The organism is Nocardiopsis sp. MT53, assembly GCF_019598965.1.
GTDB classification, from domain to species: domain Bacteria; phylum Actinomycetota; class Actinomycetes; order Streptosporangiales; family Streptosporangiaceae; genus Nocardiopsis; species Nocardiopsis changdeensis.
Genome location: NZ_CP080599.1, coordinates 4,295,864 through 4,315,851 on the forward strand (window position 1 = coordinate 4,295,864; position 19,988 = coordinate 4,315,851).

Sequence of the window (19,988 nt, forward strand, 5' to 3'; positions counted from 1 at the left end):
CCCTCGGACACGGGACCCGCCCCTACATGCCGGGACCGGGCGTCAGCTCAGGTCGCCGAGCGCCTTCTCCGCCTCGGCCAGCCACGCGCGGCGGGCCTCCAGCGCCTCCTCGGCCTCCCTGACGCGGCGGGCGTCGTTGTTCGCCCGCGCCTTCTCCAGCTTCTTCTCCAGGTCGGCGATCGCGGTGGACAGCTGCGCCACCGTGTCACGCGCCCGGGCCTGGGCCTCGGGGTTCTTGCGCTCCCACTCCGACTCCTCGGCGCGGCGCACCTCGTCCTCGATCTGGCGGAAGGAGCCCTCGAGCCGGTCGCGCGCGTCGCGCGGCAGCTCCCCGGCCTCCTCCCAGGCCTCCTGGAAGTCGCGCAGCCGGGCGCGGGCCCGGCGCGGGTCCGAGATCAGGCCGCGGATCTCGGTCTGCGCCTCGGCCAGGATCTTCTCCTTGGCGTCGGCGTTGACCCGCAGCTCCGCGTCCCGCTCGGCGAAGACCGCGTTGCGGGCGTCGAAGAACGTGTCCTGGGCGGCCTTGAACCGGGCCCACAGACGGTCCTCGCTGGCCCGGTCGGCGCGGCCGGTCCGCTTCCACTGCTGCATCAGGTCGCGGTAGGCGCGGGCGGTCTCGCCCCACTCGGTGGACCCGGACAGGGCCTCCGCCTCGGCGACGATGCGCTCCTTCTCGGCCCGCACCGACTCCCGCTCGTGGTCCAGGTTGGCGAAGTATGCCTTGCGCCGCTTGGAGAAGGAGTTGCGCGCCGCCGACATGCGCTTCCACAGCGCCTGCTCGGTCGGGCGGTCGGCCCGGGGGGCCTTCTTCCACTCCTCGATCAGCTGGAGCATCCGCTCGCCGCCGGACTTCCAGTGCGTGGTCTCGACCGCGACCCGCTCCGCCTCGGCGACGATGCGCTCCTTGACCTCCCGCGCCTCGCCGCGCGCCCGCTCCTGGGCCTGCTTCTGCTCGACCTTGCGGGTCTCGGCGCGCCCGGCCAGGGCGTCCAGCCGGCGGGTGAGGGCGTCGAGGTCGCCGACGGCGTGCGCCTCCTGTACGGCCGAGCGCAGCTTGTCGATGTTCGACATCGCGGCGGCGGCGGACAGGTCGGTGGTGTTGAGCCGCTTCTCCAGCAGCTCAACCTCGGTGACCAGGGAGTCGTACTTGCGGCGGAAGAAGGCCAGGGCCTCCTCCGGCTCCCCGGCCTGCCACGATCCGACGACCCGCTCGCCTTCGCTCGTGCGCACGTAGACCGTGCCGTCGTCGTCTACGCGGCCCCAAGGGTCCGTGGTCACCGTGTCCTCCTGCTGTCATGAACCCGCGGAGAGCGGGTTCTGGTCGTCGCGGTGTCCCTCGCCGATCCGTGATGGAAACCACTGTGCTGACCACGGTATCCATCCGATTCGATGATGACGGCGCGCCGTGTCTCATCCGTCCGGGCGGGCATTTCCGGCGCCCGCCGTCGGTGTCCCCCGTCGTGCCGGACCGGAGCCGAGAACCGACGGCCCGCTTTCCCGGAAGAGGCGCAGGTCGGGGCCCGGTGCACATGGGACGGTGCCCAATATGGCATTACCACGCGCTTTGGCAAAGAGTCCGGGCGTGTGCGGTGATCGAATGGTGATCAAAAGAGCGCACAGGTGTGCTCTTCCGGTCGCCCGGGCCCCGTTCACGTCGGTAGGCTCTGGTAATACCCGCGGGCGGCCCTTCCACGAGCCGCGGCCTCCCGCACCACCCGACCGAGGAACAGGACGCCACCCGCCGTGCTCATCGCCGCACTACCCACCGGACCCCTCGCCGCGAACTGCTACGTCCCGGCGGCGGCTCCGAACGGCGAGTGCGTGGTCGTCGATCCCGGCCAGGACGCGGCCGAGCCCGTCGCCAAGGTCCTGGCCGAGCACCGGCTGACGCCCGTCGCGGTCCTGCTCACCCACGGGCACTTCGACCACGTGTGGTCGGCCGCCGAGATCGCCGACGCCCACGGCGTCCCGGTGTACGTGCACGCGGCCGACCGCGGCCTGTTCACCGATCCGGGCCGGGGCGTGGACGCCGCCTTCGCCGCGCAGCTGACCGCCCTGCTGGGCCCGGGCCCCTACCGCGAGCCCGCCCGCGTGGTGGAGGTCTCCGACGGCGAGGTCCTGTCCCTGGCGGGCGTGGAGTACACGGTCTCCCATACCCCCGGCCACACCCCCGGGTCGGTGGTCTACACCACCCGCAGCGACGACGGCGTCCCGGTGATGTTCGCCGGCGACCTGGTGTTCGCGGGCTCCATCGGCCGCACCGACTTCCCCGGCGGAGACCCGGCCGCGATGGCGCGCAGCCTCGCCGGCGCCGTGCTGGGCGCGCCGGACGACACCCGCGTCCTGCCGGGCCACGGCCCGGCTACCACCGTGGGCCGCGAGCGCGCCACCAATCCCTACCTGCGCGATATCGCCGGTTGACCCCGTTCGCGCGGAACCGCCGGCCGACCCGCCGCCCGTGACCGGGCCGGTGCGCCCCGGGGCGCACCGTGCCCCGGCGCGGGTCGGGCAGACTTGACACGTACTCGAAGACGCCGAAGGAGAAGTTCGTTGATACGCACGCATGAAGCAGGTGCGTTGCGCGCCGGGAACGCCGGGGAGAGCGTCGTGCTCGCCGGCTGGGTGGCGCGCCGCCGCGACCACGGTGGCGTGGTCTTCCTCGACCTGCGCGAGGCCTCCGGTGTGGTCCAGGTCGTCGTCCGCGAGGACGACCTCGCCCACGACCTGCGCGCGGAGTACTGCATCAAGGTCACCGGCTCGGTCCGGGTCCGCCCCGAGGGCAACGAGAACCCCGACATCCCGACCGGCGCGGTCGAGGTCGTCGCCGACGAGATCGAGGTGCTCAGCGAGGCCGCCCCGCTGCCCTTCCAGCTCGACAGCGCCTCCGACGTGGCCGAGGAGACCCGGCTGCGCTACCGCTACCTGGACATCCGGCGCTCGGAGATGGCCGAGAACCTGCGCATCCGCTCCAAGGCGACCTACATCGCCCACGAGACCATGCGCGACCTGGGGTTCACCTACATCGAGACCCCGTACATGACGCGCTCCACGCCGGAGGGCGCCCGCGACTTCCTGGTCCCGGTCCGCCTCCAGCCGGGCCACTGGTACGCCCTCCCGCAGTCGCCGCAGCTGTTCAAGCAGCTGCTCATGGTCGGCGGCATGGAGCGCTACTACCAGCTCACCCGCTGCTTCCGCGACGAGGACCTGCGCGCCGACCGCCAGCCGGAGTTCACCCAGATCGACCTGGAGATGAGCTTCGTCGACGAGGAGGACATCTTCGCCGTCGGCGAGCAGCTGTTCACTCGGCTGCTGCGCGAGGTGCGCGGGATCGAGCTGCCCGAGCGCTTCCCGCGGATGCGCTTCGCCGAGGCGATGGACCGGTTCGGCTCCGACAAGCCCGACCTGCGCTTCGGCCAGGAGCTGGTCGAGATGACCGACTACTTCGCCGACACCACCTTCCGGGTGTTCCAGGCCCCGTACGTGGGCGCCGTGGTCATGCCCGGCGGCGCGTCCCAGACCCGCAAGGAGCTGGACGCCTGGCAGGACTGGGCGCGCTCGCGCGGCGCCAAGGGCCTGGCCTACGTCCTGGTCCAGGAGGACGGCACCCTGGGCGGCCCGGTGGCCAAGAACCTGTCGGACGCCGAGCGGGAGGGCCTGGCCGCCAAGGTCGGCGCCGCCCCGGGCGACGCGGTGTTCTTCGCCGCGGGCAAGCGGTTCGAGGCCCAGGAGCTGCTGGGCGCGGCCCGCCTGGAGATCGGCCGCCGCTGCGACCTGATCGACGCGTCCCGCTGGGAGATCCTCTGGATCACCGACATGCCGCTGTTCGAGGAGGCCGACGAGGAGGGCTCCTGGAAGCCGGTGCACCACCCGTTCACCGCCCCGGCCGTCGAGGACGAGGACGACTTCCAGGACCACCCGGGCACGACGAACTCGCGCGCCTTCGACCTGGTGCTCAACGGCTACGAGCTGGTCTCCGGCTCGATCCGTATCCACCGGGCCGAGATGCAGCAGCGCGTCTTCGACACGATCGGCCTGAGCAAGGAGGAGGCCGAGTCCAAGTTCGGCTTCCTGCTGGAGGCGTTCAAGTTCGGCCCGCCGCCGCACGGCGGCCTGGCCGTGGGCTGGGACCGGATCATCATGCTGCTCGCCGGGCAGCCGACGATCCGCGAGGTCATCGCGTTCCCCAAGACCGCCTCCGGCGGCGACCCGCTGACCGGCGCCCCGACGCCGATCACCGCGGAGCAGCGCGCCGAGGCCGGGGTGGACGTCGACCCGGAGGCCGAGGAGGCCTGAACCGGGTGACCGGGTCCGCGGGGGCGGTGCGCGTCGGCGCACCGCCCCCGCGGCTTTCACCGGACACGCCGCGCCCCCGTCCGGGTTGTGCCGCCGTCCGGACCGCACCGGGCACAGCCCGGAACGGTCCGCTCGGAGGGACCGCGTCCGACCTGCGCCTTCGCGCGGGATTCGGCGCCCGGGGGAGGGCCGGTGCCCGCGGCCCCGACCGGCCGCGCTCTCCGCGTTCCGGCGATACTTTCGGGAACTCCATAAAACGGTCCTAGGTGACCTATGTGAAGGAATTCCTCGGTTCTCCTGGAAAAACCTGGCCGAACATGGCCTCGTGTGACTCCTGTGGATGCGCCCGGCCGTGACATCCCCTACGGTTGTGGGCGAATCACCCTTCCCCCCACCAAGCACCGGCGTCCTCGGGAGTGGTCGCGTGGTACGACGGGGGCCTCGTCGCACCGGTGGGCGGAAATGGTGGTGAAGTGCCTTCTGTGCCACCGAGTCACGCGAGCGTAACGATTTGTGCACCGGGGTCGGCCCCTGCCGGCCCGTGGGCCCGCGTGCGCCGAACACCCCCATGCCGGTGGGCCGCACCGACCCGTGCCGCACGAGGTCGCGCGGGTGGCGCGGACGGGCGGGGGAGCCGACCGCCCTCGGAGCGCTCCCCGGAGACAGCCCCACCCCCGACACTAGAATGAGCCGAATCGGAATGTCCGCAGGGGGTGACCGTGCCCGGGCACGGCTGTGACGTCCGAGACGACATGAGGATTGAGTCCGTGAACGAAGAACGTGCTGCAGGTGGTGGTTCGCAGGGCGCGCTCGCCGGGGCGTTCCTTCACGCGCCCGAACCCATGGTGCTCACCGCGGCCGACGGCTCGATCCGCCATGCCAACCACGCCTTCCTCGCCCTCGTCGACCGCGCGGCCGACGACCTGGCGGGCCGCCGCTGGTACGACCTGCTCGCCGGGGACGACGGCCGCGCCGCCCGCTTCCACCACGAGTCCCTGGCCCACCGCACCTCCCCGAACGGCCGCCCGCGCCGCCGCCTGCGGGTCTCCGTCACCTCGAAGGCCGACCGCCTGGCCGAGGCCGAGGTACTGCCGGTGGACGGAGGCGACGCCGTGGTGCTCGTGCACGTGCTGTCCACCGAGGAGACCGACCTGCGGGTCATCGGCGAGCTGCGCACCGACAACTCCGACTCCGTCCTGTGGAGCCTGGACCTGGGCAGCGGCCGCCTGCACGAGCTCTTCGGCCCCACCCCGCTCGGTTCGCTGCTGGCCGGGGAGGACCGCGAGCTGGACCGCATCCTGGAACGCGTCCACCCCGACGACATCGCCCGGGTCCGCGACGCCATGGCCGCCTCCTTCGCCGGACGCGACTACGAGCAGCGCTTCCGGGTCTTCGACCGCCTCGGCGACGAGCGCTCCCTGCACGTGCGCGCCCGGTTCGTGCCGGGCGAGCCCGACCGCCTCGTCGGCATCGTCGACGACGTCACCGAGCACGTCCAGCTGGTGCGCCGCCTGGCCGACCGCCGCCGCACCGAGGCCGAGCACGGCCGCCTGGTCACCGAGCTGTCGTCCAAGCTCGTCTCGGCCACCACCGTCGACAAGGTCATGGACCTGCTCAGCGAGGAGTTCCTGCCGATCTTCGGCGGCTACAAGGCGGTGGCCCTGTACGTGGAGGACGGGGTGCTGCGCACCTCGCCCGGCGCCCGCGGTCGCGGCAACGCCGGCCTTATCGACGGCCGCAGCGCCTACGACACCGACTTCCCCATGGGCGCGGTGGTCCAGGACCGCCAGCCCCGCTTCTTCGAGAGCCGCGCCGAGGTCGTCAGCCGCTTCCCGGCCGCCGTCGACCTCATGCGCCACAACGACTCCAAGTCCCAGGCCTGGGCGACCGTGCCGATCTTCGGCGACGGCAAGGTCTCCCTGGGCGTCTGGCAGATGGTGTGGGACCGCCCCCACCACGCCAGCCGCGACGAGCGCGCCCTCATGCTCACCTTCGCCGGGCTGGCCGGCCAGGCGCTTCAGCGCATCAAGGCTCAGCAGGCCGAGCTGGAGCTGGCCGACGCCGTGCAGCGGCGCATGCTGCCCCGCCAGGTCGCCAGCTTCCCCGACCTGGACATCGCCACCAAGTACCTGCCCTCCCGAGCGGACTGGCGCATCTGCGGCGACTTCTACGATGTCGTCGAACTGCCCGGGGGCCGCGTCGGCCTGCTGGTCGGCGACGTCCAGGGCCACGGTGTGGAGGCGGCCGCCGCCATGGGCCAGATCCGCGCCGCCTTCCGCGCCTACGCCAGCAACCAGTCCGACCCCGGAGTCGTCCTGGGCGAGACCAACCGGCTGCTCACCGACACCGGCGAGATCGTCTTCGCCACCTGTGGCTACCTGGTGCTGGAACGGGCCACCGGAGCCATGCAGGCCGCCTGGGCCGGGCAGCCCCCGGCCATCCTGGCCGGACCCGACGGCTACGAGCTGTGGGAGCCCGAGACCGGGCCGCCGCTGGGCGTGCTGCCCGACACGGCCTACCCCGTCACCACCCGCGTCCTGGACCCGGGCACCACCCTCCTGCTGTGCACGGACGGGCTGGTGGAGAGCGCCGACGTGCTCATGGAGGCCGGCCTGGACAAGGTCGGCGCCGCCCTGGTCGAGCACTGCGAGGACCCCGAGGGTGCCGCCCGCGCCCTGGCCGAGATGGCCCCCGCCGGACGCGGCGACGACATCGCCCTGCTCGTCGCCCGCATGCGCCGCCCGGCCGCCTGAGGCCCCGCCCGGGCCGACGGGCCACGAGCCGTACCGGCCGCGAACGTCGCCGCCACCGCCTACCCTGGACGGGTGTCTGCAACTCTGTTCGACGATGCCGGGTCCGAGGCGGCCAAAGGACAGGAGCCGCTGGCCGTGCGCATGCGGCCCCGCACCCTCGACGAGGTGGTGGGCCAGGGCCACCTGCTGGGCGAGGGCAGCCCGCTGCGCCGCCTGGTCGAGGACGACGCGCCCATGTCCGTGTTCCTGTGGGGCCCGCCCGGGACGGGCAAGACCACCCTGGCCACCGTGGTCAGCAAGGCCACCAAGCGCCGGTTCGTGGAGCTGTCCGCGGTCAGCGCCGGTGTGAAGGACGTGCGCGCGGTCATCGAGGAGGCCCGCCGCCGGATGGGCATGAACGGCACCCGCACCCTGCTGTTCGTCGACGAGGTCCACCGGTTCAACAAGACCCAGCAGGACGCGCTGCTGCCCGCCGTGGAGAACCGGTGGGTCAGCTTCATCGGCGCCACCACCGAGAACCCCTTCTTCTCCGTGGTCGGCCCGCTGCTGTCCCGCTCCCTGCTGCTCACCCTGGAGCCCCTGGACGACGCCGACGTGCACGCCCTGCTGGAGCGGGCGCTCACCGACGAGCGCGGCCTGGACGGGCGCTACACGCTCACCGGCGAGGCCGCCGACGACCTGGTCCGGCTGGCCGGCGGTGACGGCCGCCGCTCCCTCACCTACCTGGAGGCCGCGGCCCTGGTGGCCGGGCCGCCCGCCGCCGAGCCGGTCGAGATCACCGCCGCCCACCTCGAACGGGCCGTGGACCGCCACGCCGTGCGCTACGACCGCTCCGGGGACCAGCACTACGACGTCGTCAGCGCGTTCATCAAGAGCATGCGCGGCAGCGACCCCGACGCCGCCCTGCACTACCTGGCCCGCATGATCGAGGCGGGGGAGGACCCCCGGTTCATCGCCCGGCGCATCGTCGTGCACGCCAGCGAGGACGTCGGCATGGCCGACCCCACCGCGCTCCAGACGGCCGTCGCCGCCGCCCAGGCCGTCGAGCTGATCGGCATGCCCGAGGCGCGCATCAACCTGGCCCAGGCCGTCATCCACATCAGCGTCGCGCCCAAGTCCAACGCGGTGATCACCGCCATCGGAGAGGCCATCGCCGACGTCCGCGCCGGACGGGCCGGGCCGGTCCCGCTCCACCTGCGCGACGGCCACTCCCGGGGCTCCAAGGAGCTGGGCCACGGCAAGGGCTACCGCTACGCCCACGACCACCCCGGCGGCGTCGCCCCCCAGGTGCACGCCCCCGAGGGCCTGGTGGGCCGCGAGTACTACCGCCCCACCGAGCACGGCGCCGAACGCCGCGTCTCGGAGGTGCTGGGTCGCATCAAGGAGGTCCTGCGCGGCGGCCGGCCCGACGCGCAGGGCCCCCGGCCCGACGCTAGTCGGTGAACAGCTCGGTGACCTGAACGATCTCCCGGGGCCCGCCCTCGGCGGGCTCCTCCTCGGAGAAGGTGACCTCCACGATCACCACCGGCCCCCACGACAGGTAGTCGATGAAGTCGCGGCCGGTCAGCTCCCAGGTCCCGCGCCCCTCCTCGTCCAGGAACACGTGGTCGGGGGCGGCGCAGAACTTGGCGCACAGCACCTCGGCCTCGGGGTCGATCACGGCGGAGGCCGGCTCCCCGGCCTCCTCCCACTGCGCGGCCCAGTCCTGGTGGGTGGGCACGCCCTGGCCGCGCTGCGGCTCGTCGTCGCGGTCCACCGGGGTGTAGACCCAGGGCCCCTCCACGACGTTCTCCTGCTCGGCGGGATCGAACCGCACCACCAGCGTCCGGGGCGCCTCCTCCGGGGAGGGCGAGGGGGAGGCCTCCTGTTCGGTGCCGGCCACCAGCGCCTCGTCGTCGGAGGACCCCGCCAGCCGGACCACGCCCCACACGCCCGCGCCGACCAGCACCGCGGCGAGCACGCCGGCGCCCACCAGGATCGGCGCCCGCCGGGGGAGCCGCCGGGGCGGGCGCCCCTCCAGGCGGATCACCCGGGGCACCCGCTGGGCCGGTTCGACCGCACGCCACTCGCGCTCCATCAGGGCGGCGACCTCGTCGCGGTCGGGCGGTCCGGACCCCTCGCGGCCGTTCTCCCTCTGCCAGACGGCCAGGACCGAGCCGATCACCTCGTTCAGGCTCGGCCGTGCGTCCGGATCGGGGTCCAGGGAGCGGGACACCAGCGGCACCAGCCCCTTGGGCAGCCCGGTCAGGTTGTGCTCCCCGGCCGCGGCGCGTCCGGCGATCTCCTCCGGTTCGCCGGGGCCGAACGGCAGCCGCCCGGTGCCCGCGTAGGCGGTGACCGCACCCCAGGCGAACACGTCGGCGGCGGGGGAGGCCGCCGCGCCCCGGTAGCGTTCCGGGCTCATCCAGGTGGCGCCTGAGCCGGCCGTGTGCGCGTCGGCGACCGCGCAGTCCATGATGTGCGGCCCGTGCGACTCCAGCAGCACCCGCTCGTGGTTGAGCGACCCGTGTGCGACGCCCCGGGCGTGCAGCGCGGACAGCCCCTCGGCCAGGCCCACGGCCAGCGCCAGCAGCTTTCCGGTGCCCAGGCCCCCGCGCTTGGTGATGAAGTGCGAGAGCCGCTGGCCCTCCATGTACGGCATCGCCAGCCACGGCCGGTCGGCCCGGCCGTCGAACGCCAGCGGCACCACCACCCGCGCCGGGTCCACCTGCGACAGCGCGGTCAGCCGCCGCACCAGCGCCTCGCGCTCGGGGCCCGGGGCCGGGGCCTTGACGACCTTCACCGCGACCAGCCGCTCGCCCGCGGTCGGAGAGGCCGCGTCCACCGCGGCGTAGACCGTTCCGGACGCCCCCTGCCCCAGCCGTCCGAGGACGAGGTAGGGGCCTATCCGCGTCGGGTCGTCCGGATACAGCGGGGGCAGGTGCTCCGGTACCAGCACGGAGATCTCTCGGGGAGAACGAGGGCTCATGGGTGTCCTGTCGCGATGCTTCTGGGCCGACGGGGCGGCGGAGTGTCCGGACATCGTAGTGAAGATCCCGATCCACGATCATTCTCCCGAAAACGGGGAGTGGAGTCGACGCCCGCGTCCCGCATCGGCCACCGCCCGGAGGCCGGTCGGCCCGCGCACGGCGAGGCCCCCGCACACCGGTCGGCCCGACGCGATATGGTCGGCCGGAACCCGCCGGTTCGGACGCCCCCACCCCGGAGCGCGGCCGACGGCGGGCGGCCCCCGACGCCACTCCGGCGCACGCGCGGGGGCAGGTGTCGCACACGGACCCTCGGAAACAGACCCTCAGAAGTAGCCCCTATCCGCCTTACGGAGCCCGCATGCTTACCGGAGGAGAGGTCGCCGCGCTCGTCGCCGCGGTGGTCTGGGCGGTGCTGGCCACGTTCATCTGCGTGGCGCTCGTCAAACTGATCAAGCTCATCAACGCCGCGACCACGGTCGTCTCGGAACTGGGTGACCGCACCCCGCCCCTGATGGACGACGTCGCCGCCACCGTCGAACGCGCCAACACCTCGTTGGAGCGCGTGGAGGAGATCACCGCCAACGCCCAGGCCACCACCGAGGACGTGGCCACCATGACCGCGCTCACCCGCTCGGTGGTCACCGGTCCGCTCGTCAAGGCGGCCTCGCTGTCCTACGGCGTCCGCCGGGTCCTGGGCCAGCGCCGCGCCCTGGCGGTCGTGCGCGGCCGCCGCCGGAAGGAGAACCGGTGATCCGGCGACTGCTCTACCTCGCCGCGGGGGCCGCCCTGGGCGGCTACGCCGTGCACCGCGTCCACCAGGCCCGGCGGGCCCTGACCCCCGGCGGCATCGCCGAGCGGGTCGAGGACCGGGTCGGCGAGTACAAGGGCGCGCTGCGCGAACTGAACGAGGACCTGGCCGAGGCCGTCCGCGAGCAGGAGGAGGAGCTGCTGCGCACCTACGCGCCCCGCCGCTCCCGCGCCCTGCCCCCCGCCGGCCGCCGCGCCCTGCCCGGGGACTGACCGGTGCCGGGGGACCGGCCCCTCCACCGCGCCCGTCCCCGCCCGGGGCCCCGGCCCCCGTGCCGGGGCCGCGGCACCGCCCGGTCACCCCGCCGGCTCCGCGCCCGGGCGGCCGACCGCCCCCGCGTGCGCCGGGCGGGAGCCGGCCCCTCCCGCCGCGCCCGTTCCCGCCCGGGGCTCCCGTGCCGCGGGCGGGCGCGTCCGCCCTCCGTGCCGTGCCGGGGGCTGCGGCGCCGCCCGGCCCCGCGCCTTCCGCCGGTCGGGCGCCCGACCTCCCCAGGGAGGCGTCGGCGGCGATCACCCGGCGAGGGCCCGCCGACCCGGCGCCTCCCGGTGCCCGACGGCGATAGCCTTGGAACAACCGAGGTCCCCGCGTTGTCGTCGACAGGACGGGTCCCGGGTCGGCCGCCCCCGCAGGGGCCGGCCGCGCAGGCGAAAACCACAGGCATCCGCGTGGTCGTCCCCCCTACGATGGGGCGACCGACCGACCACGCGCAACCAGGTCCCGGGCAGGGACGGGCCCGCCGAGGGCGGCGGAGCCGAGCACAGGAGGGCATCAATGGAGACGGCAGAGATCGCGCGCCGCTTCCTCAGTTTCTTCGAGAAGAACGGACACACCGTGGTGCCCTCGGCAAGCCTCATCGCCGAGGACCCCACGCTGCTGCTGGTGCCCGCAGGCATGGTCCCCTTCAAGCCCTACTTCCTGGGCCAGCGCACTCCGCCGTACGAGACCGCCACCAGCGTCCAGAAGTGCATCCGCACCAAGGACATCGAGGAGGTGGGCAAGACCTCCCGGCACGCCACCTTCTTCCAGATGCTCGGCAACTTCTCCTTCGGCGCCTACTTCAAGGAGCAGGCGATCCCGCTGGCGTGGGAGCTGGTCACCGGCCCGGTGGCCGAGGGCGGCTTCGGCATCGATCCCGAGAAGCTCTGGGTCACCGTCTACCTCGACGACGACGAGGCCGAGGCGATCTGGCGCGACAAGGTGGGCGTGCGCCCCGAGCGCATCCAGCGCATGGGGATGGAGGAGAACTACTGGTCGATGGGCGTCCCCGGACCCTGCGGCCCCTGCTCCGAGATCTTCTACGACCGCGGCCCCGAGTACGGCGCCGAGGGCGGCCCCGAGGCGGACGAGAACCGCTACATCGAGATCTGGAACCTCGTCTTCATGCAGTACGAGCGGGGCGAGGGCGGCGACAAGTCCGGCTTCCCGATCCTCGGCGAGCTGCCCAAGAAGAACATCGACACCGGGATGGGCCTGGAGCGCCTGGCCGCGGTCCTCCAGGGCGTCGACAACATCTACGAGACCGACATCATCGGCCGCGTCCTGAACCGCGCCGCCGAACTGGCCGGGGTCCGCTACGGCGACGACCACGAGCAGGACGTCCTGCTGCGCGTGGTCGCCGACCACGTCCGCAGCGCCGTCATGCTGGTCGGCGACGGCGTCAAGCCGGGCAACGAGAAGGCGGGCTACGTCCTGCGCCGCATCCTGCGCCGCTCGATCCGCAACATGCGCCTGCTCTCGGGCACCGACACCGGCCACATGCACGACCTCACCGCTGTCAGCATCGACGCGATGAAGGACATCTACCCCGACCTGCTCGACAAGGCCGACGTCATCCACGGTGTCATCGACACCGAGGAGAAGAACTTCGCCGACACCCTGCGCGCGGGCACCGCCCTGTTCTCCCGGGCGGCCGAGCGCACCCGGCACGCGGGCGGCACCGTCTTCTCCGGCTCCGACGCCTTCCAGCTCCACGACACCTACGGCTTCCCCATCGACCTCACCCTGGAGATGGCGGCCGAGCAGGGCCTGACCGTGGACGAGGCGTCCTTCCGCGAGCTCATGCAGCGGCAGAAGGACACCGCCAAGGCCGACGCCAAGTCCAAGAAGCTCGGCAACGCGGACATCTCCCTGTACGCGCAGCTGCTCGAGGGCGCGGGCACCACCGACTTCCTGGGCTACACCGACGCCCAGAGCGAGTCGACGGTCAAGGGCATCGTGGTCGGCGGGGTCTCCTCGCCCGCCGCGCGCCAGGGGGAGAAGGTCGAGATCGTCCTGGACCGCACCCCGTTCTACGCGGAGAGCGGCGGCCAGCTGGCCGACACCGGCACGCTCACCGTCGAGGGCCGCGGGATCGTCGACGTCGAGGACGTGCAGAAGCCCCTGCCGGGCCTGTTCGTCCACCGGGGCACAGTCCGGTCGGGCGAGATCACCGTGGACGACACCGTGCACGCGGCGATCGACGGCGGCCGCCGGCACGCCATCGAGCGCTCCCACTCGGCCACCCACCTCATCCACTCGGCGCTGCGCAACGCGCTGGGCCCCTCGGCGGGCCAGGCCGGCTCGGAGAACAGCCCGGGCCGCCTGCGCTTCGACTTCACCGCCGACAACGCCCTGGGCGAGTCCCGGCTGGCCGAGGTCGAGGAGGAGGTCAACACCGTCCTGGCCGGCGACATCGCGGTGCGCACCGAGGAGAAGAGCCTGGACGAGGCCCTCAAGATGGGCGCCCTGGCCATGTTCGGCGAGAAGTACGGCGACCGCGTCCGGGTCGTGGAGATGAGCGACTACTCCGTCGAGCTGTGCGGCGGCACCCACGTGCCCTCCACCGCGCGGCTGGGCATCGTCAAGCTCCTGGGCGAGTCCTCCATCGGCTCCGGCGTGCGCCGGGTCGAGGCGGCGGTCGGCGTGGACGCGTTCAAGCGCCTGTCCAAGGAGTCGGCGCTGGTCGGCCGCCTGTCCGAGCAGCTCAAGGCCCCGCGCGAGGAACTGCCCGAGCGCATCGACGCCGTGATCTCCCGGCTGCGCGCCGCGGAGAAGGAGATCGAGAAGCTGCGCGCGGCGCAGGTCCTGCAGGCCGCCGGCTCCATCGCGGAGCGGGCCCGCCGCCACGGGCCGGCGCTGGTCGTGGCCGAGCAGGCCCCCGAGGGCACCGGCGGCGACGACCTGCGCACCCTGGCCGCGGACGTGCGCGGCCGCCTGGGCGAGGCCGAGCCCGCCGTGGTGGCGCTGACGGCCGTGCCCAAGGACCGCCCGGTCGTGGTCATCGCGGTCAACAAGGCGGCGCAGAAGGCCGGGATCAAGGCCGGCGACCTGGTGGGCGTGGCGGCCCGCGCGCTCGGCGGCGGTGGCGGCGGCAAGCCCGACATGGCCCAGGGCGGCGGCACCGACGCGACCAAGGTCGACGAGGCCCTCCGCGCCGTGGAGGCCCGTATCGCCGGCGCCTAGCGCCTGTTCCTCCGGGCCTCCGCTCCGCTGCGGGCCGTCCGTCGGAACCCCCGACGGACGGCCCGGCGGCCGCGGCACCGCCGCCCCGCCCGGCGCCCTCCGAGGGCGGGAGCCCTCGGCCCCGTCTGCGCCTCGCGGTCCCCGGCGGTGCAGGAGGGCATCCGGGAACGGGCTTTGGGCGCCCCGTGCCGCCGGGGCGGCGGCCCTCGTTCGGCCGCCGCTCCCGGCGTGGTCTTCGCAACACGGGCGTGGTGACACAGCGTGACATACAGTGCCGGGTAGTATCACGACCTGTGACGATCCGGGCGAACGCGGTCGTCCGCGCTCCCGGCTCCGGCCGTGTGGGCGCGATCGGACGCCATGACGGGGGATTCGCGTGACTTACACTCGGATGCGGCCTCCACGGCCGTCCCGCATCCCGCGCAGCGGTGGACCGAGCGCCCGGACCGTGAGCCGGCACCCACTCCGCGTGACCCGGGCTGCGTACGGTCATCGAATCGGGCATACTGTGGCGCGTCACAGCCGATCAAACGGCCGTCTGCGCGGACTTTCCCCGCGATCCACCTGACGAACAGGACCACCGTGTCGAGGATTCTCCCATCGCGGTGCCGTACCCGTACCGGGACGGCCCGCCCCTGCCGCCTTCCCCGAACCGGGGGGCGCTCCTCGTGAGGAACGGTGTCCGCCTGGCCGTCGACCCCGGCAACGCCCGCATCGGTGTGGCCGTCAGCGACCCCTCCGGTACGCTCGCCAGCCCCCTGGAGACGGTGCCGCGCGGCAGGGGCGACAAGAACCGTATCGCCCTGCTGGTCCTGGAGAAGGAGGCACGGGAGGTCATCGTGGGTTACCCTGCCTCTCTGTCAGGAGAGGAGGGGCCGGCCGCCCGGTCGGCCCGGGAGTTCGCGGCGTCACTGGCCGGACTCCTGCACCCCGTCCCCGTCCGTCTGGTCGACGAACGCCTCACCACGGTGACCGCGCAGGGACACCTGCTCTCCGGAGCCTCCTTCAGTAAGAAGGGCGCCAAGGGCGGACGCGCCCGCCGGTCGGTCATCGACCAGGCGGCGGCCACGGTCCTCCTTCAGAGCGCCTTGGACCAGGAACGGTCGACAGGCCGGCCCCCGGGCGAGATCGTCCGCTCCAGCCAGGGAGAATCATGAACGACAGGGATGACTACCCCGAAAATCCCTATCGTGGACGCGCCGACCGCGACAGCGGTCGCGACTACGACCCGCGCGGCGGCCCCGCGCGCGGCCGACGCGCCCGCCCGGAGGCCTCTCCGTGGGCCGACTCCGAGGCGTCCGGCCCCCGGCACACGGGGCCCTCGACCGGCGAGTTCCGGACCCCCCGCTACGCTCCCCGGCCCGACCAGGAGTACGACCCGCTGAACCCGGGCCGCTCCGACCGCGACCAGGAGCCCGCGGCGCCGCAGCGCCGCGGCGGTGCCGCCGACGCGCTGCGCGGCGGCCGTGCGGCCCGCTCCGGTGCCCGTCGCTCGCGCGACGCCGCCCCCGACACCGGGGGCGGCCGCCCGCCGCCGACACCACCCAGGACGCCCTGGCCGCGTTGGCCGGCCTGGGCTCGCCCGCGGCGCCCGCCCCCGCCGAGGAGGAGCCGCCGCGCCGCGCCCGCCGCGAGCGCACCGAGCCCGACCCCGCTCCGCCCGCGGCCGGGGAGGAGGCGCCGCGCGCCTCCCGCCGCGGCCGCCGAGCCGCCGCCGAGGAGCCCCCGCGCCGCGGGCGCGGGGGCCGCAAGCGCGGTCGCCGGGACGAGGAGCCCGGCTTCCTGGACGGCCTGCCCGAGGACACCGGGGCGTTCGACGCCGTCCCCTTCCCCGGCGTGAACAGCTCCGCCGACACCGGGGCGTTCGCAGCCCTGTCCGAAGAGGACCTGCGTCCGCGCGGCGCCCGAGGCGACGGGTCCCCCGACTCCGGTTCCTTCGACTCCACCCCGCGCCGCGGCCGCCGCCACCGCGGGGTCCCCGCCGAGGAGGCCGCCGAGCCCGCCGAGGACACGGGCCGCACCCGCTCCGGCCGACGCCGCCGCGGCCCGGTGGAGGAACCGCCCGCGGAGTCCGGCGCGTTCATCGCCGACGCCCCGCCCCGGGGCCGCCGCGCCCGCCGGGCACAGGCGCCGCAGGACACGGGAGCCCACGACACGGGCTCCTACGACACCGGTTCCTACGACACGGGCTCCTACGACACCGGGTCCTTCGACACCGGCCCGCGCGACACGGACCCCCGCGACACGGGGTCCCACGAGAGCGCGCCGTTCCGGGACGCCCCCGACGATGACGACGCCTTCGCCGCCCCGGCGCAGGAGGCCCCCCGCCGCTCCCGGCGCCGCCGGGGCGCGGCGGCCGACGAGGCGCCCGAGCCCGAGGAGGCCGGCGAGTCCGAGGACGCCGGGTACGGCGCCCCGGCCGACGACGACGAGGAGCCCCCGCCCGGCGCGGCCGGGGCCGCGGCCGACGCGGCGGCGCCCGCCGCGGGGGCCGCCGGCGCGGCCGCCGCGAGGAGGAGCCCGCGGAGGAGCCGGAGGCGTCCGAGGAGGCCGGGTCCGAAGAGGACGACCACGACGACTACGAAGAGCCGGCCCTGGCCGACATCGCCGCCGCCTACGGGGGCGGCCGCAGCAGCCGCAAGAAGGCCAAGGAGCTCAAACGCGCCCGCCTGGCCCAGCAGCAGCGCACGCCGGAGGGCCGCCGGGCCAAACGGCGCGGCAAGGGCATGATGATCCTGCTCGTCCTGGCGCTCATCGCCGTCATCGGCGGCGGCGGGTTCTTCGTGATGCGCACCTACGTCTTCCCGCCGGACTTCGACGGCGCGGGCGAGGGCGAGGTCGTCTATGTGATCGAGGAGAACCAGAGCGGCCTCGCCGTCGGCCAGGGCCTGACCGACCTGGGCGTGGTGGCCAGCCCGCGGGCGTTCACCAACGCCCTGGAGGACCTGTCCGAGGAGGAGCGGGGCCAGGGCCTGGTCCCGGGCAGCTACTCCCTGGCCCTGGGCATGAGCGCCGACAACGCGGTGCGGGCCCTGCTGGACCCCGCCAACCGCCTCGGCGGCCGGGTCACGGTCAACGAGGGCCTGCGCAACGAGCAGGCCATGGAGGAGCTGTCCGAGGCGACCGGCGTCCCCTACGAGGAGTTCGAGGCGGCCCACTCCCGGCCCGACGAACTGGGCCTGCCCGAGTACGCCGAGGGCGAGGCCGCCGGGTACCTGTTCCCCTCGACCTACATGTTCGACCCCGGCACCGACGCCCAGACCATGCTCAAGACCATGGTCCAGCAGTTCCACGCGACGGCCGAGAAGGTGCGGCTGGAGGAGAGGGCTGCCGAACTGGGCCTGACCCCCGACGAGGTCATGGCCGTCGCCTCCATCGTCCAGGCCGAGAGCGGCAGCAAGGAGGACATGCCCAAGGTCTCCCGGGTGATCTACAACCGCCTGGAGATCGACATGAACCTGGGCATGGACAGCACCTGCTTCTACGCCATCGGCGAGTACGGCATCGCGCTGAACAACGACCAGCTGGCCGCGTGCGCCGCGGACACCAGCGGGTTCGACACCTACCACAAGCCCGGCCTGCCGCCGGGGCCGTTCGTCGCCCCCGGCGAGGACGCCATCATGGCGGCGCTGGAGCCGGCGGAGGGGCCGTGGCTGTACTTCGTGGCCACGGACCCGGAGAACGGCGTCACCGAGTTCACCGACAGCGAGGCCGAGTTCGAGCTGCTCAAGCAGGAGTTCATGGAGAACTGGAGCGGCGGCTGATGCGCGCTGCGGTCCTGGGCTCGCCGGTCGCCCACTCCCTCTCCCCGGTCCTGCACACCGCCGCCTACGCGGCGATGGGCCTGGACGACTGGTCCTACGGGCTGCACGAGTGCGGCGAGGAGGGGCTGGCCCCCTTCCTCGCCGGGCTCGGCCCGGACTGGGCCGGGCTCTCCCTGACCATGCCGCTCAAGCGGCGGGCGCTGGAGCTGGCAGACCGGGCCGAGGACCTGGCCGTCCGCGTCGGCGGGGCCAACACCCTGGTCCGCGAGGGCGACGGCTGGGCCGCCCACAACACCGACGTCGAGGGCATCGTCACCGCCCTGGCCGAGGCCGGGGTGGACGCCCCCCGCAGTGCCACCGTCCTGGGCGCCGGGGCCACCGCGGCCTCGGCCCTGGCCGCCCTGCGCGGGCTCGGGCTCACCGCCCCGGTCACGGTCCTGGCCCGGGACACCTCCCGGGCCGAGGAGGTGGTCGCCGCCGCCGGGCGCCTGGGGCACCCGGTGGAGGTGGCCCCCCTGGCCGAGGCCGAGCGCCACCTCGGCGTCGACCTCGTCGTCTCGTCGCTGCCCTCGGGCGCGGCCGACGGCCTGGCCGGACCGCTGGCCGAGAGCGGCGCGGACCTGTTCGACGTGGTGTACTCCCCCTGGCCCACCGCCGCGGCCCGCCGGGTCGCGGAACGGGGCGGCCGGGTCGTAGGCGGCTTCCCCATGCTGCTGCACCAGGCGGTGGCCCAGGTGCGCCTGATGACGGGCCGGGAACGGGTCCCGGTCGAGGCGATGCGCGCCGCGGGGGAGGCCGAACTGGCCCGCCGCGCCGCCTCCTGAGCGGCGCGGACCGGGCGGGTCCGCCCGACTGGTAGTATGAGATATCGACTTGGTCCGGTGTGCCTGTCACACTGGAACCGCAAGCGGAGATGATCCTCCCACCCGTCGGGTCACGCCCGGGCGGGTCCACCGAGTCGGCCCGATGCGTCGCCGTCGCGACGGGGCTCCGTGTACGCGGAGTCCGTCCGATACGCGCGTCGCCGTGCCGTCCACCGGATCGACCCCGCTTGCACACGCTGGCGGGGTTTTCGCTTTTCCAGGGAGACCCCGACGCGGTCGGTCCACCCGCCGGAGACGGGCGGGCCGATCCAGCAGGCCGCACCAATCAGGGGCGGCCGGTCCCAGGTAATCCGAGAAAGCTAGGGAGGGGTCTCATCAGCGCCGAGCCCCGCATCAATGACCGCATCCGGGTGCCCGAGGTCCGTCTCGTCGGACCCAACGGTGAACAGGTCGGAATCGTCTCCGTGCAGGACGCCCTGCGCCTCGCCCAGGAGTCGGACCTCGACCTCGTCGAGGTAGCGCCGACCGCGCGCCCGCCGGTCGCCAAGCTGATGGACTACGGCAAGTTCAAGTACGAGTCAGCGGTCAAGGCCCGCGAAGCCCGTAAGAACCAGTCGAACACGATCATCAAGGAGATCAAGCTCCGCCCGAAGATCGACCCGCACGACTACGAGACCAAGAAGGGTCACGTGGTGCGGTTCCTCAAGAGCGGGGACAAGGTCAAGGTGACGATCATGTTCCGTGGTCGTGAGCAGTCCCGTCCGGAGCTGGGCCGCCGCCTGCTGGCGCGGCTCGCCGAGGACGTCCAGGACCTTGGCACGGTGGAGTCGCAGCCCAAGCAGGACGGCCGCAACATGGTCATGGTGATCGGCCCGCACAAGCGGCGGTCCGAGCACAAGGCCGAGGCCCGCGCGGCCGCGGCGGGGGACAAGTCCCGCCGCGAACAGCCCGACGCACAGGCCTAGCGGCTCCGGGGAAGTCCCCCACCGCCCGGCCGCCGGAAGGGACCGGGTGGTGGGGTGGGCTGTGCGCGGACATCCGAACGCGTCACGGCCGGCGTCCAGGGACCCCGCCACAGTGACGGAAGCAGTGGCGGAACAACCGTGTCGCCCGCGCCCCGCGCGCGGACCGACACG

At 73.8% G+C, this 19,988-nt stretch carries 13 protein-coding genes; 11 read left to right on the forward strand and 2 right to left on the reverse strand.

Features of this window, described 5'->3' with window-relative positions; translation table 11 throughout:
* Positions 1 to 42: 42 nt before the first annotated feature.
* Complete coding sequence (locus K1J57_RS19195; protein ID WP_220559946.1) at positions 43 to 1,278, reverse strand: DUF349 domain-containing protein; 1,236 nt, start codon at positions 1,276 to 1,278, stop codon at positions 43 to 45.
* Positions 1,279 to 1,743: 465 nt separating this feature from the next.
* On the opposite strand from K1J57_RS19195, the gene K1J57_RS19200 reads away from it, so the two are divergent.
* From K1J57_RS19200 to K1J57_RS19215, 4 genes are all read left to right on the forward strand, one after another.
* Positions 1,744 to 2,421, forward strand: a complete 678-nt coding sequence (locus tag K1J57_RS19200; protein ID WP_220559947.1) for an MBL fold metallo-hydrolase — start codon at positions 1,744 to 1,746, stop codon at positions 2,419 to 2,421.
* 129 nt (positions 2,422 to 2,550) lie between these two features.
* The gene (gene aspS, locus K1J57_RS19205) at positions 2,551 to 4,293 is read left to right on the forward strand and encodes an aspartate--tRNA ligase (RefSeq protein ID WP_220559948.1); all 1,743 of its coding nucleotides are present in this window, start codon (positions 2,551 to 2,553) and stop codon (positions 4,291 to 4,293) included.
* A gap of 842 nt (positions 4,294 to 5,135) precedes the next feature.
* A complete protein-coding gene (locus tag K1J57_RS19210; protein WP_370634684.1) occupies positions 5,136 to 7,046 on the forward strand; it encodes a SpoIIE family protein phosphatase in 1,911 nt (636 codons plus the stop codon).
* 72 nt (positions 7,047 to 7,118) lie between these two features.
* Complete coding sequence (locus tag K1J57_RS19215; RefSeq protein WP_220559950.1) at positions 7,119 to 8,489, forward strand: replication-associated recombination protein A; 1,371 nt, start codon at positions 7,119 to 7,121, stop codon at positions 8,487 to 8,489.
* Here K1J57_RS19215 and K1J57_RS19220 read toward each other — a convergent pair.
* Positions 8,479 to 10,014, reverse strand: a complete 1,536-nt coding sequence (locus K1J57_RS19220) for a serine/threonine-protein kinase (protein ID WP_220559951.1) — start codon at positions 10,012 to 10,014, stop codon at positions 8,479 to 8,481. The genes K1J57_RS19215 and K1J57_RS19220 overlap by 11 nt on opposite strands.
* 359 nt (positions 10,015 to 10,373) lie before the next feature.
* Here K1J57_RS19220 and K1J57_RS19225 point away from each other — a divergent pair, with 359 nt between their 5' ends.
* The 7 genes from K1J57_RS19225 to infC all read left to right on the forward strand — a co-directional run bounded on the left by K1J57_RS19225 (position 10,374) and on the right by infC (position 19,817).
* Positions 10,374 to 10,766, forward strand: a complete 393-nt coding sequence (locus K1J57_RS19225) for a DUF948 domain-containing protein (protein WP_220559952.1) — start codon at positions 10,374 to 10,376, stop codon at positions 10,764 to 10,766.
* Positions 10,763 to 11,035 (forward strand): hypothetical protein, encoded by a 273-nt coding sequence (locus K1J57_RS19230; RefSeq protein WP_220559953.1) that lies wholly within the window; start codon positions 10,763 to 10,765, stop codon positions 11,033 to 11,035. Before K1J57_RS19225 ends, K1J57_RS19230 begins: the two co-directional genes overlap by 4 nt.
* Positions 11,036 to 11,594: 559 nt before the next feature.
* Positions 11,595 to 14,264, forward strand: a complete 2,670-nt coding sequence (gene alaS, locus K1J57_RS19235) for an alanine--tRNA ligase (RefSeq protein WP_220559954.1) — start codon at positions 11,595 to 11,597, stop codon at positions 14,262 to 14,264.
* Positions 14,265 to 14,932: 668 nt separating this feature from the next.
* Entirely contained in the window at positions 14,933 to 15,421 is a 489-nt protein-coding gene (ruvX, locus tag K1J57_RS19240) for a Holliday junction resolvase RuvX (protein WP_220559955.1), read from the forward strand.
* Positions 15,422 to 16,990: 1,569 nt separating this feature from the next.
* A complete protein-coding gene (mltG, locus tag K1J57_RS33540) occupies positions 16,991 to 18,028 on the forward strand; it encodes an endolytic transglycosylase MltG (RefSeq protein ID WP_255646429.1) in 1,038 nt (345 codons plus the stop codon).
* Positions 18,028 to 18,852 (forward strand): shikimate dehydrogenase, encoded by an 825-nt coding sequence (locus K1J57_RS19250; RefSeq protein WP_220559956.1) that lies wholly within the window; start codon positions 18,028 to 18,030, stop codon positions 18,850 to 18,852. Before mltG ends, K1J57_RS19250 begins: the two co-directional genes overlap by 1 nt.
* Before the next feature lie 410 nt (positions 18,853 to 19,262).
* Positions 19,263 to 19,817: a translation initiation factor IF-3 gene (infC, locus tag K1J57_RS19255; RefSeq protein WP_255646430.1), complete on the forward strand. Its 555-nt coding sequence runs from the start codon at positions 19,263 to 19,265 to the stop codon at positions 19,815 to 19,817.
* Positions 19,818 to 19,988: the final 171 nt, after the last annotated feature.